We start from the raw sequence: 20,411 nt of genomic DNA on the forward strand, positions 1-20,411 counted from the left end.
ACGAAAATCTACGAACAAAACACCACCTGAGCGCGCACCTTAGAAACTGGAAAACCCGCCGAGGAAAAATCGGCGGGTTTGTCAGCGGTCTGAGGCCGGCGTTCTCGCCGGCCTTTGACTTTGTAGAAACCGGATGCTCAATCCGGACCGACATCGGTTCCGCCAGAGCCGACCTCTGGCAGCGACCCCGTCCCCGGCGTCTTCATCGGGTCCTGAAGCTCCGGCTTGTCGTGCGGCCCCGCCGCAGGCATGGTCTCTGCGGTCGATTTTTCTCCGCTGGGCTGGCGCTTCCGCGCCTTTTCGATGTCTTCGGTCATGGAACGTCTCCGAGTGTGAGACGGAGAAACCTGCAGCCGGACCTCAAAGTTCCACCTCCCCGACACGCCTTGCAGAAAGAAGAGCAAGACGGGCCGACCAGGCCTGCCCTCGGGCAGGTTGACGACAGACCTTGCGGTCAAAACCAACAAGACCGCCTTGTGTGGCCTGAAAGCGCTCCTACATCTCCGCAGTGACAGGAGATCGACATCAATGAACAGCGCAACGCCGAATGACGAACCGGCCGCAGAGACCGGCGTAGCCTCGCGACGACTTGCCAGGCTCAGAGCCCATGCCACCGAAGCCGGATCCGTCAGCCTCGACGAGTTGATGTCCGCGATGGGCCGAAGCAGCATTGCCTTTGCGATCCTGATCCTGTCCCTTCCGGCGCTGACCCCGATCCCCGGTCCGTTCGGCTTTGTCTTCGGCAGCTGCCTTGCCATTGTCTCCCTGCAGATCATCGCCGGCTTCAGGCGCATATGGCTGCCGCAGTTCCTCGGTCGCCGCCAGGTTTCAGGCGGCACCATCGACCTCATGGTCCGCTACACCGCCCCCATGGTCGCACGTGTCGAAACGCTCTTGCGCAAGAACCGCATGCGCCATTTTGCAGGACCGAGAGCCCAGGCGTTCCTGGGCGTGCCGGTGCTTCTGCTCGCGATCGCAGTTGCACTTCCGATCCCCTTCGGCAATCTCCTTCCCGTCGCAGCCCTGGTGATGATCGCACTCGGCCTCATGGAACGGGACGGTCTCGTCGCCATTCTCGGCGTTGCCATGGGCGTTGTTGCGCTCGGTGCGACCGGCGGTCTCGTCTATGCCGCAGCCTGGGGGCTGGGCTCGATTGTAGGCCCTTGAAAAAAATCTTGCGGCAGATGGAATAGGATTGCCTCGGGCTCCGTATACAGGGGTATGACGACGAACTCGAACCCGTTCAATGTAATTGGCCAGCTCGCAGCCCTGCGACGCTACGCCCGTTCGCTCGTCAAAAACGCTGATGAAGCGGAAGATCTCGTTCAAGACGCACTGGTCCGTGCGCTGGAACGCAAGTCGACTTTCCGGAGCGGCGCAAGCATCCGCAACTGGTTGATGTCGATCGTGCACAACACCCATATAGACCGCCTTCGTCACGACCGCGCAGTCAATAGGCGTCATGATGCGGCGCTCGAATTGGCCGATAGCGTCGCACCTGCAGGCCAGGAGCACTCTGTCAGGCTCGCTCAGGTGCGTGACGCCTTCCTGTCTCTGCCGGAAGACCAGCGCGAAGCACTGCATCTCGTGGCCATCGAAGAGCTCTCCTATCAGGAAGCCGCAGATGTGCTGAACATCCCTGTCGGCACGCTGATGTCCCGCGTCTCTCGCGCCCGCGCCCGTCTTCGGGCGATGGAAGGCGGCGAGGAGGCAAGCGCCGTGCCCCACCTCAGAATCGTTGGAGGAAACCCCGATGACCAGCAATGATCCCGTGATCGAGGCCGACCTGCACGCCTATGTCGACGACCAGCTGGATGTCGGGCGTCGCATCGAGGTCGAGGCCTATCTGTCGGAGAACCCGGCGATTGCCGCCAAGGTCATGGCCGATCTGCGGGTGCGCGACGAATTGCGGCTGGCGCTTGCGGGGATGCCGGCAGTCGTGCGTCAGGATACGCGCGAGGCGGCGCGTGCGCTGGAAAGCGCCTTCAATCGCCCACGCACCGTCGATGTGATGCGCCGCGCAGCTGCGGTCGTTCTTCTCGTCGGTGCCGGCTGGATCGCTCATGGCTGGATCGCGCCCGGCAGCATCGGCGAAGTGGTGGCCTCGGTCCCGCCGCCGCAATTCGTCGAGGAAGCCATGCGCGCCCATCAGACGGCAGAACTGCGCGAGCAGATGTCGTCCCAGGCAGAAGTGAGCCGTTTCGACCCGGCTGAGATCCGTTCGGCGACAGCGATCGTGCTGCCCACGATGCCGGCAGAATGGTCCGTGCGCGACGCGCAGGTTTTCCCCTCCACCTACGGCCCGAGCGTCGAGCTCGAAGTGGAGCCCCAATCCGGCGAGAGGCTGTCCCTCTTCGCCGTCCGGCCTGGCAATTTCTCTGTTCAGCAGGTGCTGCTGAAGCAGGAAGGCCAGACCAACGCCGCCTACTGGCAGATCGGCGAGGTTGCCTACGCGCTGATCTCCGAAACCGAAAATGCGGACAAGCTGGCCGAACAGGCCCGCAAGCTTGCCCGTACCCTTTACTGATCCCAAGGAGGTAATTGACTATGGATCCTATCCAGAACCGCTTCGGCTACGGCGCTCAGGCCCAGTCCGCAGCACTTTTCGACGAAGGTCTGCGCAAGCACATGCTGCGCGTTTACAACTACATGGGCCTCGGCTTGGTCATCACCGGCATCGTCGCCTTCGTGGTCAGCCAGACGCCGGCCCTCTACGTGCCGATCTTCTCGACCCCGCTCAAGTGGGTCGTGATGCTGGCGCCGCTCGCCTTCGTCTTCTTCTTCTCGTTCCGCATTCACGCGATGTCGGCCGCAACTGCCCAGATGGCCTTCTGGGCCTTCGCAGCCGTGATGGGTCTGTCGCTGTCGTCCGTGTTCCTGGTCTTCACCGGAACCTCGATCGCCCGCACTTTCTTCATCACCGCAACCATGTTCGGCGCGATGAGCCTCTACGGCTACACGACGAAGCGTGACCTGTCGAAGTTCGGCTCGTTCCTGATGATGGGTCTGATCGGTGTCGTCATCGCCTCGATCGTCAACATCTTCCTTGGTTCGAGCGCCCTGCAGTTCGCGATCTCGGTGATCGGCGTCGTCGTCTTCGTCGGCCTGACCGCCTGGGATACCCAGAACATCAAGGAACAGTATGCCGAGAACGTCGACCAGGAGAGCCAGCAGAAGCTCGCCGTCTTCGGCGCTTTGTCGCTCTACCTCAACTTCGTCAACCTGTTCCAGCTGCTGCTGAGCCTCACCGGCCAGCGCGAAGAATAAGATAAAAACGCGTCGGGAGAACGCTTTGAAAAGAAAACGCCCGGGTTAAGGCCCGGGCGTTTTCACGAGATGAAACCGAGATCCAGTTCAGACGATACCGCCGGAGCCGCCCTTGACCGCCGGACGCTCGGCCGCAACACGGGCCCGGTAGCCGCTCGCACGATAGGTCGCGACCGGATCAATTGCGCCGCCTGCCCGGCGCCGCGCTTCAGCAAGGATCGGCTCGACATCGGTGCGATAGGCACGCTTCAGTGTTTCCGTCGCCATCAGCGCGTCATTGCCGCTCTGGTACCCTTCGAGAGCCGCACGATCGACGAGCAGAGCCTGGGCATAGGCCCGCCGGATTTCGTTGGCACTCGAAATCAGGCTTTCGATCGGATCCGTCACATTATGGCTCTGGTCGATCATATGTGCCGGATGAAAGCCCTTCACACCCCGATGCTCGGCATCAACAAGTTCGTTGAACACGAGGAACAGCCGGTAGGGTTCGACCGATCCGGCATCCAGATCGTCATCACCATATTTCGAGTCATTGAAGTGGAAGCCGCCGAGCTTGCCGAACTGGATCAGGCGCGCAACGATCATCTCGATGTTCGTGTTCGGGCCATGATGCCCGAGGTCGACGAGGCAATAGGCTTTCTCGCCGAGCGTCTGGGCGATGAGATAGTTCGTGCCCCAATCCTGCACGACGGTGGAATAGAAGGCCGGCTCGTACATCTTGTGCTCGGAGAACAGCCGCCAGTCATCCGGCAGCGCCTTGTAGATGTCGCGCATCCCATCGAGATAACGCTCGAACTGGCGGGTGAAATTGCTCTGGCCGGGGAAATTGGACCCATCGCCGATCCAGACGGTCAACGCCTTGGAGCCGAGTGCGGCACCGAGTTCGATGCATTCGATATTATGCTCGACCGCCTGACGGCGGGTCGCTGCGTCCACATGGCTGAGCGAACCGTATTTGTAGGAATGCGCCTGATCGGCGCCATCCGAGAAGGTGTTCGAGTTCATCGCATCAAAGCCGAGGCCCAGCGCATCCGCCTTGGCCTTCAGCTCCTTCGGATCAGCCTTGTCCCAGGGGATATGCAGCGAGACCGTCGGCGTCGCCCGGGTCAATTGCTGGATGACGCCGCAATCGTCGAGCTTGTCGAAGATGTGGCGCGGCTCGCCCAACCCGGGAAAGCGGGCGAAACGTGTGCCCCCGGTCCCGACACCCCAGGAGGGAACGGCCACGAAGAATTCCGCGACCTTGGCGGTCACCGCCTCAATATCGATGGAGCTACGCGCGAGCTTCTCACCCAGCGCCTGATAGTCGCTGCGAAGAGCCGCCTCGCGCCTGTCGTTTTCCGCCGCGACGATATCGGCGGTAATTCGGATTTCGCTCATTCTTTCCTCCACCTCGCGCGAACGATTGTCATCGAAGCGCGTTTATCTGCAATCTCGAACAATAGACGGAGCCACTATGGACGTTCTTCGCATTCTGCTTGCCATTCTCCTGCCGCCACTCGGCGTTTTCCTTCAGGTCGGAATCGGCCTGCATTTCTGGCTGAACATTCTGCTGACGCTGTTCGGCTATATCCCCGGCATCATTCACGCCATCTGGGTGATCATCCGCAAGTGAGCGGTCCCGCGGCATTTGCGCCGCGAGCGCCTCGGGAGATCAGCGTGTAAAGCTCTGCGCGTTGCCGGCATCGACATTGATGATGTTGCCGGTCGATTTCGCGGAAAGGTCCGATGCCAGGAAGTAGATCGCCTCGGCGATGTCCTCCGGGAAGACATTGAGCTTCAGCATCGAGCGGTTACGGTAGTGCTCCTCGAGATCGGTGACTTCGATCTTCGAGGAGGCTGCCCGCTGCTCGCGCCACTCACCGTTCCAGATCTTCGAACCGCGAAGAACCGCGTCCGGATTGACCGTGTTCACCCGGATGCCAGCATCTGCCCCTTCGAGCGCCAGGCAGCGGGCGAGATGGATCTCGGCAGCCTTTGCCGTGCAATAAGCGGACGCATTCGGCGAGGAAGCAAGCCCGTTCTTCGAGGCAACGAAGACGATGTTGCCGCCGAGCTTCTGACGCCGGAACAGACGGAAGGCCTCGCGCGAAACCAGGAAATAGCCGGTTGCCAGGATGCTGATATTCTTGTCCCACATCGCAAGCGTCGTGTCTTCGACCGGTGCAGACGAGGCGATCCCGGCATTCGACACGAGGATATCGACGCCACCGAATTCCACACAGGCTTCGGCGAAGGAACGGATAACCGCATCTTCACGCGTCACGTCGAGCTGAACGGAGCGGACCACATCCGCGCCATGTCTCTTCGAGAAGTCGGCGACCGTCTGCTCCAGTGCCGCCGCGTCAATATCGGCCAGCACCACGCAGGCCCCTTCCGCCATCAGCCGGTCGGCGGTCGCCCGGCCGATGCCGCCGGCGCCGCCGGTGACGAAGGCAACGCGGCCGGCCAGGCTTTTCGGCTTCGGCATGCGCTGCAGCTTTGCCTCTTCGAGCAGCCAGTATTCGATGTCGAAAGCTTCCTGCTCCGGCAGACCCTGATATTCGGAGACCGTCGAAGCGCCACGCATGACGTTGATCGCATTGACGTAGAACTCACCGGCAATGCGGGCCGTCGCCTTGTCCTTGGCAAAGGACAGCATGCCAACGCCGGGAACCAGGAAGATCACCGGGTTCGGATCGCGGATGGCAGGCGAATTTTCGTGTTTGCAGGTCACGTAGTAGCGCGTGTAGTCGGCGCGATAGGCTTCGAGCGCCTTGTCGAGGCCGGCAAGAACCGCATCGACATCAGGCTTTGCCGGATCGAAATCGACGATCAGCGGCCGGATCTTCGTGCGCAGGAAATGGTCCGGGCAGGACGTCCCGAGCGCGCCAAGCGGCTGCAGATGGCTGGAATTGACAAATTCAAGCACGGCACCATGGTCGTCGAAATGGCCGAGCTTGCGCTCGCCCTTGCCGATCCGTCCGCGGATCTCCGGCATCAGGCGCGCGGCAATCGCGCGGCGTTCCTCTGCCGGCAGGCTCTTCGATACCGCACCACCGAAGATCGTCTTGCCCTCGGTCTCCTTGGCAAACCACTCGATCGCCTTGTTGATGATCTCAAGCGTCAGCAGGTAGCAATCCTTGGCGTCATCCGCCCAGGTGAACAGGCCATGGCTTTCGAGCACCACGCCCTTGGCGGTCGGATTGGCCTTCACAAAGGCTTCGAGGTCGAGACCCAGCTGGAAGCCGGGACGCCGCCAGGGCAGCCAGCCGATCTCGGAGCCGAAGATTTTCTGGGTCAATTCCTTCGAATTCTTCGAGGCCGCAATCGCGATGATCGCGTCCGGATGCATATGATCGACATGCGTGAACGGCACGAAACCATGCAGCGGCGTATCGATCGAGGCCGCGCGCGGATTGAGGTTGAAGGTGCAATGCGGCAGGAAGCCGACCATGCGGTCTTCGTCGTGCACACCCTGATAGATGCCCTTCAGCGCTTCGAGCTTCTCCTGATAGAGCGTCGCAAAACCGTCGAGCTTGATCGTTCCGACGTCGCCGCCCGAGCCCTTGACCCAGAGAACCTTGACCGTCTGCCCCGTCAGCGGATCGATTTCCATCACCTTGGCAGAGGTGTTGCCGCCGCCGTAATTGGTGATGCGCTTGTCGGCACCTAAAAGATTGGAACGGTAAAGAAGCTTGCCGGGCTCATCCAGCTTGGCCGCCTGGGCATCATCCCAACGGTTTTCGAGAAGGCGGGTTTGGCCCGTCATGACATCCTCCCTGCATTGATTTTCATGAGCAGTCAGCGACGGCTCATCTCCTTCTTGTTCGCAGGTATCGCGCAGCCATCCCGCGATTGTCAATCAGTTTCGATCATTTCTTTTCATTGTGCGATGCAATATAATTATTTTTGATCGTTTCTGATTGACAGCGTAAAAACATTACGAATAAATCAGCGTCAGGAGGACCCCATGCACGAACGCGAACGCCATCGCATTATTCTGAGCGCGATCCAGGAAAAGCCTGTGATCACGGTGCAGGACATTGCCGAGCTGACCGAGGCTTCAGAAGCCACGATCCGCCGCGACATCGCCTCGCTTCATGTGCAGGGAAAGCTGAGGCGCGTCCGTGGTGGCGCCGAGGCAGTCCACCCACCGCAGCTCGGCAATCTCGCAGCACGCCCCTTCCGCGTTTCCGAATCGGTCAACATCGATAAGAAACGCGCAATTGCGCGCGCAGCCGTCGATCTCTGCGAAGAAGGCGATTCGATCATCATCAATGGCGGCACCACCACCTTCCAGATGGTGCATTTCATGTCGGCCCGCCGCCTGCAGGTGATGACCAATTCCTTCGCCATTGCCGAGCATCTGGTGAAGCATTCGAAATGCACGGTTTCGGTTCCAGGCGGCGCGATCTACCGCGACCAGAGCCTGATCCTGTCGCCTTTCGACAACGACGCGATCCGCAATTTCTACGCCCGCCGCATCTTCATCGGCGCGCAGGGCATCAATGCACTCGGTGTGATGGAATCGGATGCTCTCGTCATCCAGAGCGAACAGAAGCTGGTGCGCCAGGCCGAAGAGCTGATTGTCATGGTGGACTCCAGCAAGTTCGCCAAGCGCTCCAGCCTGATCCTGTGTGCGCTCGACAAGGTCTCGACGATCATCACCGATGACGGAATTTCCGACGAGGCGGCCAATATGGTCACCGACGCCGGCGTAAGGCTCATGACCGTGAAGCCGATGGCTTCTGCGGCAAGGGAGGATACCTCGTCGGTCGCCTAGAGGAGGCGCCGGGAGGGAGAGTAAAGCAGTTCATCAACCTGGGAGGATAATATGAAACTGACAAAAATGTTGCTGGCCGGTGCAGCTATTGCACTCGCAACCATGGGCTCGGCCGCACAGGCCGCCGACATGAAGATCGCGCTCGTGGTCAAGTCGCTCGGCATCGGCTTCTTTGAAGCTGCCAACAAGGGCGCGCAGGAAGCAGCCAAGGAACTGGGCGGCGTGGAAGTGATCTATACCGGCCCGACCTCGACCACGGCCGAAGGCCAGATCGAAGTCATCAACTCGCTGATCGCCCAGGGCGTCGACGCCATCGCGATTTCGGCAAACGACCCGGACGCAGTTGTCCCGGCCCTGAAGAAGGCCATGGAACGCGGCATCAAGGTCATCTCCTGGGATTCAGGCGTAGCGCCTGAAGGCCGTATCATGCACCTCAACCCGTCATCGAACGCGCTGATCGGCAAGATGTGCCTGCAGCTCGCCGCCAACCACCTGCCGGATGGTAAGGGTGACTTCGCCATCCTGTCCGCCACCACCACCTCGACCAACCAGAACATCTGGATCGAGGAAATGAAGGCACAGTTGAAGGACTTCCCCGGCCTGAACCTCGTGACCACGGTCTATGGTGACGACCTTGCCGACAAGAGCTACCGCGAAGCGAACGGCCTCCTGACCTCGCAGCCGAACGTCAAGGTCATCGTCGCCCCGACAACGGTCGGCGTTCTCGCCGCCTCGCAGGCCGTCAAGGATGCCGGCAAGATCGGCGACGTCTACGTCACCGGCCTCGGCCTGCCGTCCGAAATGGCGGGCGCCATCCAGTCGGGTGCCACGAAGGAATTCGCCATCTGGAACCCGATCGACCTCGGCTACTCCGCCACCCAGATCGCCTATCGTCTTGCCAAGGGCGAAACAGATGCGGCTCCAGGTTCGGAAATCGAAGCCGGCCGCATGGGCAAGATCAAGGTTGGTGACGGTGGCGAAGCCGCCATGGCCGATCCCTTCGTATACGACGCCTCGAACATCGAGGAATTCTCCAAGATCTTCTGATCTCGGCGGACCAGACCCGGCGGCTCAAGCCGCCGGGATTTCACTCATTCGGTAAGCACATGATGACCGTTCAATCTGCCAAGCTCGCGGCGGGCGCGATCCCGGCTGGCGAGTCCATTCTCGAAATGCGGGGCATTTCCCAGATCTTCCCGGGCGTAAAGGCTCTGGATCGGGTCGATATCGCCCTCTATCCGGGCAAGGTAACCGCGCTGATCGGCGAGAACGGCGCCGGCAAGTCGACACTGGTCAAGATCCTCACAGGCATCTATCGCCCGAACGAGGGCGAGATCCTGATCGACGGCAAGCCGACCACCTTCGCCAATGCGCAGGACGCCATCGACGCAGGTGTGACCGCCATCCACCAGGAGACGGTGCTCTTCGACGAACTGACCGTCGGCGAAAACATCTTCCTCGGCCACGCGCCGCGTACCCGCTTCGGGCTGATCGACTGGCGCACCATCAACGATCGCTCCCGGGCCCTGATGAAGGCGCTGGAAAGCGACATCGATCCGACAACCAAGCTCAAGGACTTCTCGATCGCCCAGCGCCATCTCGTCGCGATTGCCCGCGCACTCTCCGTCGATGCCCGTATCGTCATCATGGACGAGCCGACGGCCGCCTTGTCTCGCAAGGAGATCGACGATCTTTTCCGCATCGTCGAGGGCCTGAAGCGCCAGGGCAAGGCCATCCTCTTCATCAGCCACAAGTTCGACGAACTCTATGAAATCGCCGACAACTACGCCGTCTTCCGCGATGGCCGCATGGTCGGCTCCGGCGTTCTCAAGGACACGCCGCAGGACGAGATCGTCCGGATGATGGTCGGCCGCGACGTGCACGAGGTCTTCCCGAAAACGGAGGCTGTGATCGGCGCGCCGGTCCTCAGTGTCGTAGGCTACAGCCACGAAACCGAATTCCGCGACATCAGCTTTACCCTCAGCAAGGGCGAGATCCTTGGCGTCTACGGTCTGATCGGTGCCGGTCGTTCCGAGCTCTGCCAGTCGATCTTCGGTATAAACAGGCCCAAATCCGGCAGGTTGGAACTCGAAGGTCGCGAGATTGCCATTCGCAACACTTCAGATGCGATCACAGCCGGCATCGTCTATGTGCCCGAGGAGCGCGGTCGCCATGGCCTGGCGCTCGAGCTGCCGATCTATCAGAACATCTCCCTGCCCTCGCTGATCCGCACCTCGGTCGCCGGCTTCCTGAAGGCAACCAATGAGCTCAAGCTCGCCCGGCGCTTCGCCGAGAGGCTCGACCTGCGTGCGGCCGCCCTCTCCGTGCCGGTCGGCACGCTCTCGGGCGGCAATCAGCAGAAGGTCGTGATCGGCAAGTGGCTCGCCACCTCGCCCAAGGTCATCATTCTCGATGAACCGACGAAGGGCATCGACATCGGCTCGAAGGCTGCCGTTCATGCTTTCATCTCGGAACTCGCCGGCGAAGGCCTGTCGATCATCATGATCTCGTCGGAACTGCCGGAAATCCTCGGCATGTCGGATCGCGTCATGGTCATGCGTGAGGGCCTGCAGGCCGGTATTTTCGAGCGCGAAGGCCTGACCGCAGAGACGCTTGTGCGCGCCGCCACCGGCAATGCGTGAGGAATGACAATGCAGAACCTTTTGAAAAACCGGGAAATGTTGTTGGGTCTGATCATCATCGGCATGATCATGAGCTTCACCACGCGCGCGCCCAATTTCGCCACGCCTGAAAACCTGGTGACGATCTTCAACGACACCTCGATCCTGATCATCCTGGCACTCGGCCAGATGGTCGTGATCCTGACCAAGTCGATCGACCTCTCGGTTGCCGCCAATCTCGCCTTTACCGGCATGGCAGTCGCCATGCTCGACAGCGCCTATCCCGGCCTGCCACTCGCACTGCTCGTTCTCATCGCGGTCGGCATTGGTGCAGCCCTCGGCGCAATCAACGGCTTCCTCGTCTGGGCCCTGCAGATCCCGCCGATCGTCGTCACGCTCGGCACGCTCACAATCTATCGCGGCATGAGCTTCGTGCTCTCGGGCGGCGCCTGGGTGAATGCCCATCAGATGCAGCCGGACTTTCTCGGCGTGCCGCGCCTGCCGGTGCTGGGGCTGCCGATCCTCTCCTGGGTCGCGGTCGCGGTCATCCTGCTGATCGGCTTCATTCTCGCCCGCACCGCCTTCGGTCGCTCGGCCTATGCCGCCGGCGGCAATCCGGTCGCAGCCATCTATGCCGGCATTGATGTCGGCCGGGCCCGCTTCCTGGCTTTCGTGCTTTCAGGCGCGCTGGCCGGCCTCTCCGGTTACCTCTGGGTTTCGCGTTATGCGGTCGCCTATGTCGATATCGCCGCCGGCTTCGAGCTCGACAGTGTCGCGGCCTGCGTCATCGGCGGCATCTCGATTGCAGGTGGCATCGGCACCGTGATCGGCACGGTCTTGGGCGCGCTCTTCCTGGGGGTCATCAAGAATGCGCTCCCCGTCATCGGCATTTCGCCCTTCGCCCAGATGGCAATCTCCGGCATCGTCATCGTGCTCGCTGTCGTCTTCAACGCCCGCGCCGAACGAAAGAAGGGCCGTATCATCCTGCGCGACCGCGCAGCCGGAAAGGAGGTGACCGCATGAGCACTGCAGCCGAACAGACAAAGCGCGTCATCCCAGACCGTCTCGAAACGCCGTTCCGCCGATTGCTTGGCAGCTGGGAGGTTCTGCTCTTCTGCGTGGCGATCCTGATCTTCATCGCCAATTCGTTTGCCTCACCTTATTTCCTGAACGCCTGGAACCTGTCGGACGCCACCTTCAATTTCACGGAAAAGGCGCTGATCGCCTTTGCCATGGCGCTGCTGATCATCGCTGGCGAGATCGACCTCTCGGTTGCCGCGATCATCGCGCTCGCTTCGACCGCCATGGGCTATGCCGCACAGCTGGGCGTCGGGGCACCCGGTCTGGTCGCGATCGGGATCACCACCGGCCTTGCCTGTGGCGCCTTCAACGGCCTGCTCGTCGCCGGCCTCAAGCTGCCCTCGATCGTCGTGACCATCGGCACGATGAGCCTTTTCCGCGGCATCTCCTATCTGGTTCTCGGCGATCAGGCCTTCGGCAAATATCCGCCGGAATTTGCCTTCTTCGGCCAGGGTTACGTCTTCTGGGTCATCTCCTTCGAATTCGTGCTCTTCCTGGTCATGGCACTGCTCTTCGCCATCCTCCTGCACCGGACGAATTTCGGCCGACATGTCTATGTCATCGGCAACAACCCGCTGGCGGCCCGCTTCTCCGGCATCCCGGTCGAGCGCGTGAAGTTCATCCTATTCCTGCTGACCGGCCTGATGAGCGGCATCGCCGCCGTCTGCCTCACTTCGCGCCTCGGCTCGACCCGCCCCTCGATCGCTCAAGGCTGGGAGCTTGAAGTCGTCACCATGGTCGTGCTCGGCGGCGTCTCCATCCTCGGCGGTTCGGGCACCATCGCCGGTGTCGTCATCGCCGCCTTCGTCATGGGCCTCGTCACCTTCGGCCTTGGCCTTCTCAACGTGCCGGGCATCGTCATGTCGATCTTCATCGGCCTGCTCTTGATCATCACCATTGCCCTGCCGATCATCGCGCGGCGTATCAAGCATGCGAGGAACGCCGGATGAGCGAGACCGAACGCCACGTCTTCAAGATGAAGCTCAATCCCGGCATGGAGGCGGAGTACAAAAAGCGCCATGACGAGATCTGGCCTGAACTGGTCGACCTCCTGCACGATGCCGGCATCAGCGACTACACGATCCATCTCGACCCAGAGACCAACCTGCTGATCGGTGTCCTGACCCGTACCCTGAGCCACGGCATGGCGGACCTTCCGTCTCACCCGGTGATGAAGCGCTGGTGGGGCCACATGGCCGACATCATGGCCACCAATCCTGACAACTCCCCCTGGGCGGTCGACCTGAAGCCCGTCTTTCATATGCCATGAGCCAGTCCTTCGAACGCATAGCGGTCATCGACATTGGCAAAACCAATGCAAAGGTCGTCGTGGTGGATGCGGCGACGGGCACCGAGCTCGCCGTCCGCAGGACCGCAAACACCGTCCTACCGGGGCCGCCCTATCCGCATTTCGATGCTGAGGCACTCTGGGCCTTCATCCTGGACGCGCTTGCGGAATTTGCGGCGAAACCGGGCGTCGATGCCGTGTCGATCACCACCCACGGCGCATCGGCGGCCCTGCTTGATGAGAAGGGCAACCTGGCGCTTCCGCTGCTCGACTACGAGTACACCTATCCCGAATCCATCATCGAGGCCTATCGCAGTCTCAGACCCGATTTCTCCCGCACCTTCTCGCCTGGACTGACGGGGGGGCTTAATCTTGGCGCGCAACTGCATTTCCAGAAGAGCGTCTTCCCGGAGTTATTCGCCGGGGTAAGGACGATCCTCACCTATCCGCAATACTGGGCCTACCGGCTGACAGGCATCGCGGCCAACGAACGCTCGTCACTCGGCTGCCACACCGATCTCTGGCTCCCCTTCGAAGGACGATATTCGGATCTTGTCGACAGGCTGGGAATCCGCGAGCGGATGGCGCCCCTGCGCTCCGCCTTCGATGCCCTCGGACCGATCAGACCGGACATTGCCGGATCGCTCGGCCTGCCATCATCCGTTCCCGTATACTGCGGCATCCACGATTCCAACGCCTCGCTGCTGCCGCATCTCGTCGGCTTCGGCAGCCCCTGCACGGTCGTGTCGACCGGCACATGGGTTATCAGTTTCGGTGTCGGCGCTCAGCCGGCAGGGCTCGATCCGTCACGCGATACGCTTGTCAACGTCGATGCCAACGGAGCGCCCGTCCCCTCGGCCCGTTTCATGGGCGGCCGGGAATGGGATTTGCTCACCCGTGACATCCCGCCCGTCAAGCCGGAGGAGGAACAGACTGCCGTGCCGACCGTGCTCGCCTCAAGAGCCATGATCCTGCCAAGCGCCGTCGACGGAAGTGGCCCTTTCCCGAATGCGCGTTGGTGTTGGCACAATGAACCGCATGGACCGGCCGAGCGTCGCGCAACCGCGAGCCTCTACGAAGCACTCATGACCAAGACTTGTCTCGACCTGATCCGCGCCCAGGGACCGATCATCGTCGAGGGGCCCTTCGCACGCAACAAGGTCTACCTTGAAGCCTTGCAGGGCCTCATGGGCACCCCCGTCCACGCCTCGGAAACCACGACCGGTACCGCCATTGGTGCCGCCTTGCTCACTGGCATCACCGCGCCAGCAAAGTTGCGCCAGGTGTCGCCCGCAAAGCCGATGCAGGTTCTGGCAGATTACGCCGCCGAATGGCTGCAAAGAACGATGGTACGGTAAACACGGGATAGCCGATGTGCGCGGTTCGCTGGTCTCTTCAGCGGCAACCACGTCCAACCTCTTGGTGGGCCTGCTGTTCACACTGGCCCCGCTGGTTTTCATCCTCTCGGAGAGCCCGTTACCGGAAAGCCAGGCGGCTCTGGCCTCGGTCTTCGCGGTGCATGTCTACGTCATGCTGCATGCCGCCATCGGTGTCGTTTTGGCAGGCTACGGCCTCTGGCGCTGGCGGACGGGTTTCATCTCGTTTCACAGTTCGCTCGATCTTGCGATCGGACGGCTCTGGCAGGACTACACAGCCATCATCGACCTTGTCGGCCTTGCCTTTCCGTTCGCATTTGAGCGCCTCGGGCAGACAGGAGGTTGAGATGCAGCCCGCCTCCCCTTCATTGCCATGCTATCGGGGTTCGTCGGTTGGTCTGTCGCGTTCCTGATGATCTATGCGGCTCAGGCGACAGGCTGCCGATTGGGCTGGCAGGAGATGGCACTGGGCCCAGTCTCAGCACTCCGCCTGCTGCACGCTACCGCTTAACTGATCCATATGGCCGCGATCGCGGCTGGAAACAGCGACAGGTCCGGAGCATGCCACGGCAACCCGAGGCAATGCCTTCGTGTGCGGTCTCGTTTCAGAGAACGAAGAGGAGCACGGCAATGAAACCGATGGAGGTTGCGGCAGCGATCATGGCGAGCCGCTGACGACAAATCTCAAGGGATTGTCTCGAACGGTGGTCCCCAAACAGCCTGGCGATTGCTTGCGACATGGCAGTCTCCGTTGAAGCGAGGCCACTCATTGGCCTACGCCGATATTGACATATTTTCGTCACAATCCGCCCGAAGTCAATAATCACGACTAGATTGGTATTCTAAAGAGTCATCCCGGCGCGGAACGCTCTGCCTCGTTCTCCGATCCGGCCTCGTGGAGTGTTCCGACACCAGCAAGCACGCAGGTCAGCGAAATCTGAAACCGCATATCCCACGATGCTGTCCGACAACATGATCATGCTGTAGGGATGCTGAAAGACTGCATCGGATACTGCAATCGCGCAGCCCGATCCAACATCGCCGTTCCGGCACAGCGATCACCGGAGAAACCATGACGCCCGCATATTCCGGACCAGTATCCATCAGACTTTCCAGTATGGCTGGACCGGCGGTCATGCTGCTCGGCATGCTGCTCTTTGCATTGAACGATGCCATGGGAAAATGGCTGGTTGCGAGCTATGGTCTGGGCCAGATAATCTTCATCCGCAGCGTTGCGGCCCTGATCATACTGGCACCCTTTCTCTGGATGGCCGAACGCAAACCGATTTTGGAGGCGGAACGTCCTGGGCTTCAGCTTGCCAGGGTCGTCCTTTCCACGCTCGAACTCTTCTGCTTCTATTATGCAGTGATGTATCTGCCCTTGGCCGACGTCATGACCTATTGGCTCGCCGCCCCGATTTATGTCGCTGCCGCCGCGCCCTTCCTTCTCGGCGAAAAGGTCGGCTGGCGCCGCTGGACGGCGATTGCGCTCGGCTTCGTCGGCGTCATCATCACGCTTGAACCGTCGAGCGCCATGTTCACCATGCCGGCCCTGATCTCCATCATCGGCACTGCGGCCTTTGCCTTCATGATGCTGTCGGGCCGAAGCCTGAGGAACACGCCGGACAAGACGCTGGTTCTTTTCCAGACGGCTGGCGCAGGTCTGGCCGGACTGGTCTTTGCACCGTTCGACTGGACACCTCTGACGTCGATCACCGAGATCCTGCTGCTGGGCCTGCTCGGCATCGTCGCCATGAGCGCACACATGCTGGTCAACCGCGCGCTCAAGATCTCGGATGCGGCAACGGTCGCGCCACTGCAATACACCCTGCTTCTGTGGGCCGTGGTCTTCGGCTACCTGTTCTTCGATGAGGTTCCACGCGTCACCATGGTGATCGGCGCCTCGCTGATTGTCGGGTCTGGCCTTTTCATCTTCTTCCGCGAGCAACAACTGAAGAAGCGCGACACGGTCCTGCCCTCTGTGCCCGAATGAGGCGCTGCCACCCCGACCTCCATGAGTGAGCGATGGACGACGACTGGCGCGGCACGCCCCGGGAAATCACGCATGAATCGTCGTGCGAGTAACGACCTTGATCACACGTCCTCATGCCTTATCGAGAAGCCCCCGCACAGCCAGATTCCGGAACAGCGCCCGCGAGCCAAAGCTCCATTCGTCGCAAACGTCTGTTCGGTCGACCCAGTTGATCAGCCGTCCGAGCGTCGGTGTGGCGATTTCGACGCGGTCCCCAACCTCGTGCGTGAAACCCTGACCGGGTCCACGACGGTCCTTGACCGGTGCAAACATCGTCCCGAGGAACAGGACAGCGCCGTCGGGATACTGATGGTTTCGATTGCGCAATTGCGAGACGAGATTTTCAGGTGACCGGCTGATCGCCTCCATGGGGCTCTCCCCCTTCATCTCGAAACCGTCCTCTCCTTGCACCAGCAGCGAGACCCGCACCGTGCGCAACACGTCGAGCGTGAAGTTGCCGTGGAAGAGCCGGACGAAGGGGCCGATCGAACACGAGGCATTGTTGTCCTTTGCTTTCCCCAGAAGCAGGGCCGATCGGCCTTCGACGTCACGCAAATTGACGTCATTGCCGAGCGTCGCGCCAATGATCTTGCCGTCTGAACGCACGGCAAGGACGATTTCCGGTTCGGGATTGTTCCACTCGGAGATCGGATGAATACCGACGGTGTCGCCACATGTGACAGAGGACATAGGCTGTGCCTTCGTGAAGATCTCGGCATCCGGCCCGATTCCGACTTCGAGATACTGAGACCAGAGGCCCATCTCCTTCAGCAGCTCCTTCACCTTCGCCGCCTGCGCGGACCCGGCGACAAGTCCCCTGAGGCTGTCCCCCAGCACCGGCGCGAGCTTCTCGCGGATGGCCTGGGAGCGCCCTGCATCCCCTCTCGCCTGCTCCTCGATGACACGTTCCAGCATGCTGTCGGCGAAGGTGACACCGGCAGCCTTCACCGCCTGCAGATCGATGGGGGCGAGAAGCCGACCCAGAGCACCTGAAAGAAAATCGTCGAGTTTGCCAAGACAGGCTGAACTCGGAAGCGACACAAGACGCTCCGCAAGGTTCTCGATTTCGAAGAGACCGGATGAGGTCGCCGACAGGCTGGTGAGGTCGAACACCTGTCCACCTCGAACAAGAACAGGGCACGGACCACCGGCCGCATCGGACCAGACACGACCAACCAGAACGGCCTCAGACGCGTCTTCGGGCAAGATATCCAAAGATTTCAGGCTATGTTGGCGCAACAAGATGGACCTCCTCCCTGTCCCCGGCAGCGACGCTCCCGTCGCCCCACCCTATTGTCAGGGTGTCTGACAACTTTCTTCGCTTTTTGATAATGGCATGTTCTCGAACTGTCCACCCCGGATGGCCGCATCGGGAAAAACCCATGCAGCCCCCCCGGAAAACGACGTCAGAACTGCTCGAGACTGAGGTCGATGCGGCTGGCGGCACCATGCAGATGAGCACGCATGGCCTCCCGGGCAGCAGTCGGATTTCGGCTCGCAATGGCGTCCCTCAGACGAACATGCTCGGTGATGGTCACCTCGACGATCTCCTCCAGTACCGCGCGCGAACGGGCGGCATCGATCGCCATGCTGATGCGTTCGGCAATGAAGCCGATGAACAGTGCAAAATACTCGTTATGCGTCGCCTCGGCCACGGCACGATGAAATGCGAGGTCGGCCACGATGCCCTGTTCGGACCACTTCTCGGCACCGGTCATGCGCGACAGCGCATCGTCGATCCGGTTGAGATCGGTGGGTGTATGATGCACGGCGGCAAGTCCTGCTGCCTCGATCTCAAGTGGAACGCGGAGCTGGAAGAGTGCCCGGAAACTCTGCGGCTCGAAAAGTTCCCCGTCCTTGATCCGGATGGGTCGAGCGGATGGCTCGCTGACAAAAGCACCGACACCCTGGCGCGTTTCGACAAGCCCCTCGTTGCGCAACTGGGCGATCGCCTCGCGCACCACAGAACGGCTGACCCCCAGCGTCTTCGCAAGCACATGCTCGGTCGGCAACCTCTCGCCCGGCTTCAGGCGTCCTTGATGGATCTCTTCGGCCAACTGCACGGCGATCCGGGCCGGCAGATGCTCGCTGCGCCGGATTTGCCCGAAACTGATTTGCCCGATATCGATCGACATAGCCTGATATCTCCCTGTCTCTGCATGGGTATTTCATGAATCCGGGCCAAAATTCAATTGGCAACCCGAGCTCATCACGAGGCAGAGATCGACTGCGCGCTTGATGGCGGTCAACAGCGGCGCCTGCGGGGGCGGCGAACGTGACAGGAAATCCGGTTTCTTCAGACGCCCGATCCCATGTTCAGCACTGATCGAACCACCGAAATCATCGGGAACAGCATTGATGGCTCCCTTTGCCTCGTAAACGCGGCCATGAATCTCCTCGTGCGAAAGCCCCGCTGGCGGCAGCACGTTAAGATGTCTGTTGCCGTCACCGACATGACCATGGGAGACGCTAAGCCAGAGCCGGGACAGGGGGCACCGAGACATCGGTCCGCAGATGCGGTCCACGCCTTGTCCGCCCCGCATTCATACCATCCCGGAACAGCCATAAGTTCATCGCCTGAGCTTCCGAGGTCGCGATGACCCCATCGAGCTCCAGCCCGTCCTCCATCACGCCGTCGAGAAATCCATGCATGAGATCCTCGATATCCACCGGACAGGAGCCGGAAATCTCCATCAGCCCGTAGGCCGGATAGGGACCGCCTAGGGGCACGGCGAGATCCGACATTGCCTCACGAACCAGGGTGAAGGCCATCGGAAGCATGAATTCGACGGTGGACATCAGGTCGCAGCAGTCCCGCCTTGCACACCGATACAACGTGATCGTGTCTTTCGGCGCCCCGGGCGGACATGCATCCAACAATGGGGTTTTCAAGCCGACGACCTAGGGTTATCAGACAACCTTACAAATTCCTTTTTTTGGCGCACGGCCTTGTCTGATTGTCGGGGCAAGCGGATGAATGGAACGGGAGGAAAAGAAAATGCATGTCCTGATTATTGGCGCAGCCGGCATGATCGGGCGCAAGCTGGCGGAGCGACTGTCGCGTGACGGCGCACTTAGCGGACACGCACTAGAGGCGATGACCCTCGTCGATGTCGTGACGCCGGAGCCCCCGGCAGCGTTCGACGGCAAGGTGACGCTCCATACGGTCGACCTCTCCGAACCTGAAGCGTCAGCAACGCTGATCGCATCGCGACCCGACGTGATCTTCCATCTGGCGGCCATCGTGTCCGGCGAGGCGGAACTGGACTTCGAACGCGGCTATCGCATCAATCTGGACGGGACGCGTCATCTGTTCGAGGCGGTTCGTCTCGCACATGCGCAAGACGGTTACAGGCCACGGCTTGTATTCACCTCCTCGATTGCGGTGGTCGGCGCACCTCTCCCATTTCCGATCCCGGACGATTTTCACACGACACCGCTCACCAGTTACGGTACCCAGAAGGCGATCTGCGAACTCTTGCTGTCGGACTACTCGCGCAAGGGTTACTTCGATGGCATCGGGATCCGCCTCCCGACCATCTGCATTCGTCCCGGCAAGCCGAACAAGGCGGCATCGAGCTTCTTCTCCAGCATCCTGCGTGAACCGCTGGTGGGCCGGGAGGCCGTTCTGCCGGTGGGCGACGAGGTCCGTCATTGGCACGCCTCACCTCGGTCTGCCGTCGGCTTTCTCCTCCATGGTGCAACGATCGACCTGGAAGAGGTGGGGCCGCGCCGCAACCTGTCCATGCCGGGAGTCAGCGCCACCGTCGGGGAACAGATCGAGGCATTGCGACGGACAGCGGGTGACAAGGCGGTGAAGCTGATACGCCGCAAACCGGATGAAATGATCATGCGGATCTGTGCCGGCTGGGCAGCTGGTTTCGAGGCGACCCGCGCACGCGCACTCGGCTTTGCGGCAGAAACGTCCTTCGACGAGATCATCCGCATCCATATCGAGGACGAGTTGGGAGGTATGCTGTGA

Annotated in this window: 21 protein-coding genes and 1 pseudogene; 15 read left to right on the forward strand and 7 right to left on the reverse strand. The window is 61.1% G+C overall.

Going from position 1 to position 20,411, the window contains the following annotated elements:
- Positions 1–137: 137 nt before the first annotated feature.
- On the reverse strand, positions 138–317 hold the full coding sequence (locus tag J2045_RS18785) for a hypothetical protein (RefSeq protein ID WP_307375699.1): 180 nt from the start codon (positions 315–317) through the stop codon (positions 138–140).
- 211 nt (positions 318–528) lie between these two features.
- Between J2045_RS18785 and J2045_RS18790 the strand changes: the two genes are divergently transcribed.
- From J2045_RS18790 to J2045_RS18805, 4 genes are read left to right on the forward strand one after another with little or no spacing between them, the layout of a single operon-like run.
- Entirely contained in the window at positions 529–1,167 is a 639-nt protein-coding gene (locus J2045_RS18790; RefSeq protein ID WP_307375701.1) for an exopolysaccharide biosynthesis protein, read from the forward strand.
- A gap of 54 nt (positions 1,168–1,221) precedes the next feature.
- Positions 1,222–1,767, forward strand: a complete 546-nt coding sequence (locus J2045_RS18795) for a sigma-70 family RNA polymerase sigma factor (RefSeq protein ID WP_307375702.1) — start codon at positions 1,222–1,224, stop codon at positions 1,765–1,767.
- On the forward strand, positions 1,754–2,527 hold the full coding sequence (locus J2045_RS18800) for an anti-sigma factor family protein (protein WP_307375704.1): 774 nt from the start codon (positions 1,754–1,756) through the stop codon (positions 2,525–2,527). Before J2045_RS18795 ends, J2045_RS18800 begins: the two co-directional genes overlap by 14 nt.
- Before the next feature lie 20 nt (positions 2,528–2,547).
- The gene (locus J2045_RS18805; protein WP_112248023.1) at positions 2,548–3,267 is read left to right on the forward strand and encodes a Bax inhibitor-1/YccA family protein; all 720 of its coding nucleotides are present in this window, start codon (positions 2,548–2,550) and stop codon (positions 3,265–3,267) included.
- Positions 3,268–3,354: 87 nt separating this feature from the next.
- On the opposite strand, the gene rhaI is transcribed toward J2045_RS18805, so the two are convergent.
- A complete protein-coding gene (gene rhaI / locus J2045_RS18810) occupies positions 3,355–4,647 on the reverse strand; it encodes an L-rhamnose catabolism isomerase (protein ID WP_307375708.1) in 1,293 nt (430 codons plus the stop codon).
- A 76-nt stretch (positions 4,648–4,723) separates the two neighbouring features.
- Here rhaI and J2045_RS18815 point away from each other — a divergent pair, with 76 nt between their 5' ends.
- Positions 4,724–4,882 carry a YqaE/Pmp3 family membrane protein gene (locus J2045_RS18815; protein ID WP_006728180.1) on the forward strand — a complete coding sequence of 53 codons (159 nt, stop codon included), beginning with the start codon at positions 4,724–4,726 and terminating at the stop codon, positions 4,880–4,882.
- Between the two features lie 39 nt (positions 4,883–4,921).
- On the opposite strand, the gene J2045_RS18820 is transcribed toward J2045_RS18815, so the two are convergent.
- Complete coding sequence (locus J2045_RS18820) at positions 4,922–7,018, reverse strand: bifunctional rhamnulose-1-phosphate aldolase/short-chain dehydrogenase (RefSeq protein WP_307375713.1); 2,097 nt, start codon at positions 7,016–7,018, stop codon at positions 4,922–4,924.
- 201 nt (positions 7,019–7,219) lie between these two features.
- Between J2045_RS18820 and J2045_RS18825 the strand changes: the two genes are divergently transcribed.
- The 8 genes from J2045_RS18825 to J2045_RS18860 are packed head-to-tail and all read left to right on the forward strand — an operon-like array spanning position 7,220 to position 14,743.
- On the forward strand, positions 7,220–8,032 hold the full coding sequence (locus J2045_RS18825) for a DeoR/GlpR family DNA-binding transcription regulator (RefSeq protein WP_307375715.1): 813 nt from the start codon (positions 7,220–7,222) through the stop codon (positions 8,030–8,032).
- A 51-nt stretch (positions 8,033–8,083) separates the two neighbouring features.
- Positions 8,084–9,079: a rhamnose ABC transporter substrate-binding protein gene (gene rhaS / locus J2045_RS18830; RefSeq protein ID WP_307375718.1), complete on the forward strand. Its 996-nt coding sequence runs from the start codon at positions 8,084–8,086 to the stop codon at positions 9,077–9,079.
- A 59-nt stretch (positions 9,080–9,138) separates the two neighbouring features.
- On the forward strand, positions 9,139–10,674 hold the full coding sequence (locus J2045_RS18835; protein WP_307375722.1) for a sugar ABC transporter ATP-binding protein: 1,536 nt from the start codon (positions 9,139–9,141) through the stop codon (positions 10,672–10,674).
- 9 nt (positions 10,675–10,683) lie between these two features.
- Positions 10,684–11,676: an ABC transporter permease gene (locus J2045_RS18840; protein ID WP_307375724.1), complete on the forward strand. Its 993-nt coding sequence runs from the start codon at positions 10,684–10,686 to the stop codon at positions 11,674–11,676.
- Positions 11,673–12,683, forward strand: a complete 1,011-nt coding sequence (locus J2045_RS18845) for an ABC transporter permease (protein WP_307375726.1) — start codon at positions 11,673–11,675, stop codon at positions 12,681–12,683. Before J2045_RS18840 ends, J2045_RS18845 begins: the two co-directional genes overlap by 4 nt.
- The gene (rhaM, locus tag J2045_RS18850; RefSeq protein WP_307375729.1) at positions 12,680–13,003 is read left to right on the forward strand and encodes an L-rhamnose mutarotase; all 324 of its coding nucleotides are present in this window, start codon (positions 12,680–12,682) and stop codon (positions 13,001–13,003) included. The genes J2045_RS18845 and rhaM overlap by 4 nt, the downstream gene beginning before the upstream one ends.
- Entirely contained in the window at positions 13,000–14,379 is a 1,380-nt protein-coding gene (locus tag J2045_RS18855) for an FGGY-family carbohydrate kinase (RefSeq protein ID WP_307375732.1), read from the forward strand. Before rhaM ends, J2045_RS18855 begins: the two co-directional genes overlap by 4 nt.
- Positions 14,380–14,395: 16 nt before the next feature.
- Entirely contained in the window at positions 14,396–14,743 is a 348-nt protein-coding gene (locus tag J2045_RS18860) for a hypothetical protein (RefSeq protein WP_307375735.1), read from the forward strand.
- 259 nt (positions 14,744–15,002) lie between these two features.
- On the opposite strand, the gene J2045_RS18865 is transcribed toward J2045_RS18860, so the two are convergent.
- Positions 15,003–15,137 (reverse strand): hypothetical protein, encoded by a 135-nt coding sequence (locus tag J2045_RS18865; RefSeq protein WP_307375738.1) that lies wholly within the window; start codon positions 15,135–15,137, stop codon positions 15,003–15,005.
- Between the two features lie 377 nt (positions 15,138–15,514).
- Here J2045_RS18865 and J2045_RS18870 point away from each other — a divergent pair, with 377 nt between their 5' ends.
- A complete protein-coding gene (locus tag J2045_RS18870) occupies positions 15,515–16,390 on the forward strand; it encodes a DMT family transporter (RefSeq protein ID WP_370873177.1) in 876 nt (291 codons plus the stop codon).
- 111 nt (positions 16,391–16,501) lie between these two features.
- Here the strand turns inward: J2045_RS18870 and J2045_RS18875 are convergent, their stop codons facing one another.
- The 3 genes and pseudogenes from J2045_RS18875 to J2045_RS18885 form a co-directional block, all read right to left on the reverse strand.
- A complete protein-coding gene (locus tag J2045_RS18875; protein WP_307375743.1) occupies positions 16,502–17,671 on the reverse strand; it encodes a fumarylacetoacetate hydrolase family protein in 1,170 nt (389 codons plus the stop codon).
- A 164-nt stretch (positions 17,672–17,835) separates the two neighbouring features.
- Positions 17,836–18,564, reverse strand: a complete 729-nt coding sequence (locus tag J2045_RS18880; RefSeq protein WP_307375745.1) for a FadR/GntR family transcriptional regulator — start codon at positions 18,562–18,564, stop codon at positions 17,836–17,838.
- Positions 18,565–18,597: 33 nt separating this feature from the next.
- Positions 18,598–19,279: pseudogene (locus J2045_RS18885) on the reverse strand (FAD-binding oxidoreductase); the annotation flags it as partial.
- Between the two features lie 148 nt (positions 19,280–19,427).
- Here J2045_RS18885 and denD point away from each other — a divergent pair.
- Positions 19,428–20,411 carry a D-erythronate dehydrogenase gene (gene denD, locus J2045_RS18890; RefSeq protein ID WP_307375748.1) on the forward strand — a complete coding sequence of 328 codons (984 nt, stop codon included), beginning with the start codon at positions 19,428–19,430 and terminating at the stop codon, positions 20,409–20,411.

Source organism: Peteryoungia aggregata LMG 23059 (assembly GCF_030814435.1).
Classification (GTDB): Bacteria; Pseudomonadota; Alphaproteobacteria; order Rhizobiales; family Rhizobiaceae; genus Allorhizobium; species Allorhizobium aggregatum.

Excerpts from the sequence above, each read along its gene's own strand:
- rhaM (WP_307375729.1), top strand. The coding sequence starts at position 12,680 with ATGAGCGAGACCGAACGCCACGTCTTCAAGATGAAGCTCAATCCCGGC.
- J2045_RS18815 (WP_006728180.1), top strand. The coding sequence starts at position 4,724 with ATGGACGTTCTTCGCATTCTGCTTGCCATTCTCCTGCCGCCACTCGGC.
- rhaS (WP_307375718.1), top strand. The coding sequence starts at position 8,084 with ATGAAACTGACAAAAATGTTGCTGGCCGGTGCAGCTATTGCACTCGCA.
- J2045_RS18870 (WP_370873177.1), top strand. The coding sequence starts at position 15,515 with ATGGCTGGACCGGCGGTCATGCTGCTCGGCATGCTGCTCTTTGCATTG.
- J2045_RS18790 (WP_307375701.1), top strand. The coding sequence starts at position 529 with ATGAACAGCGCAACGCCGAATGACGAACCGGCCGCAGAGACCGGCGTA.
- J2045_RS18865 (WP_307375738.1), bottom strand. The coding sequence starts at position 15,137 with ATGTCGCAAGCAATCGCCAGGCTGTTTGGGGACCACCGTTCGAGACAA.
- J2045_RS18800 (WP_307375704.1), top strand. The coding sequence starts at position 1,754 with ATGACCAGCAATGATCCCGTGATCGAGGCCGACCTGCACGCCTATGTC.
- J2045_RS18855 (WP_307375732.1), top strand. The coding sequence starts at position 13,000 with ATGAGCCAGTCCTTCGAACGCATAGCGGTCATCGACATTGGCAAAACC.
- J2045_RS18835 (WP_307375722.1), top strand. The coding sequence starts at position 9,139 with ATGATGACCGTTCAATCTGCCAAGCTCGCGGCGGGCGCGATCCCGGCT.
- J2045_RS18840 (WP_307375724.1), top strand. The coding sequence starts at position 10,684 with ATGCAGAACCTTTTGAAAAACCGGGAAATGTTGTTGGGTCTGATCATC.
- denD (WP_307375748.1), top strand. The coding sequence starts at position 19,428 with ATGCATGTCCTGATTATTGGCGCAGCCGGCATGATCGGGCGCAAGCTG.
- J2045_RS18825 (WP_307375715.1), top strand. The coding sequence starts at position 7,220 with ATGCACGAACGCGAACGCCATCGCATTATTCTGAGCGCGATCCAGGAA.
- J2045_RS18880 (WP_307375745.1), bottom strand. The coding sequence starts at position 18,564 with ATGTCGATCGATATCGGGCAAATCAGTTTCGGGCAAATCCGGCGCAGC.
- J2045_RS18785 (WP_307375699.1), bottom strand. The coding sequence starts at position 317 with ATGACCGAAGACATCGAAAAGGCGCGGAAGCGCCAGCCCAGCGGAGAA.
- J2045_RS18845 (WP_307375726.1), top strand. The coding sequence starts at position 11,673 with ATGAGCACTGCAGCCGAACAGACAAAGCGCGTCATCCCAGACCGTCTC.
- rhaI (WP_307375708.1), bottom strand. The coding sequence starts at position 4,647 with ATGAGCGAAATCCGAATTACCGCCGATATCGTCGCGGCGGAAAACGAC.
- J2045_RS18820 (WP_307375713.1), bottom strand. The coding sequence starts at position 7,018 with ATGACGGGCCAAACCCGCCTTCTCGAAAACCGTTGGGATGATGCCCAG.
- J2045_RS18805 (WP_112248023.1), top strand. The coding sequence starts at position 2,548 with ATGGATCCTATCCAGAACCGCTTCGGCTACGGCGCTCAGGCCCAGTCC.
- J2045_RS18795 (WP_307375702.1), top strand. The coding sequence starts at position 1,222 with ATGACGACGAACTCGAACCCGTTCAATGTAATTGGCCAGCTCGCAGCC.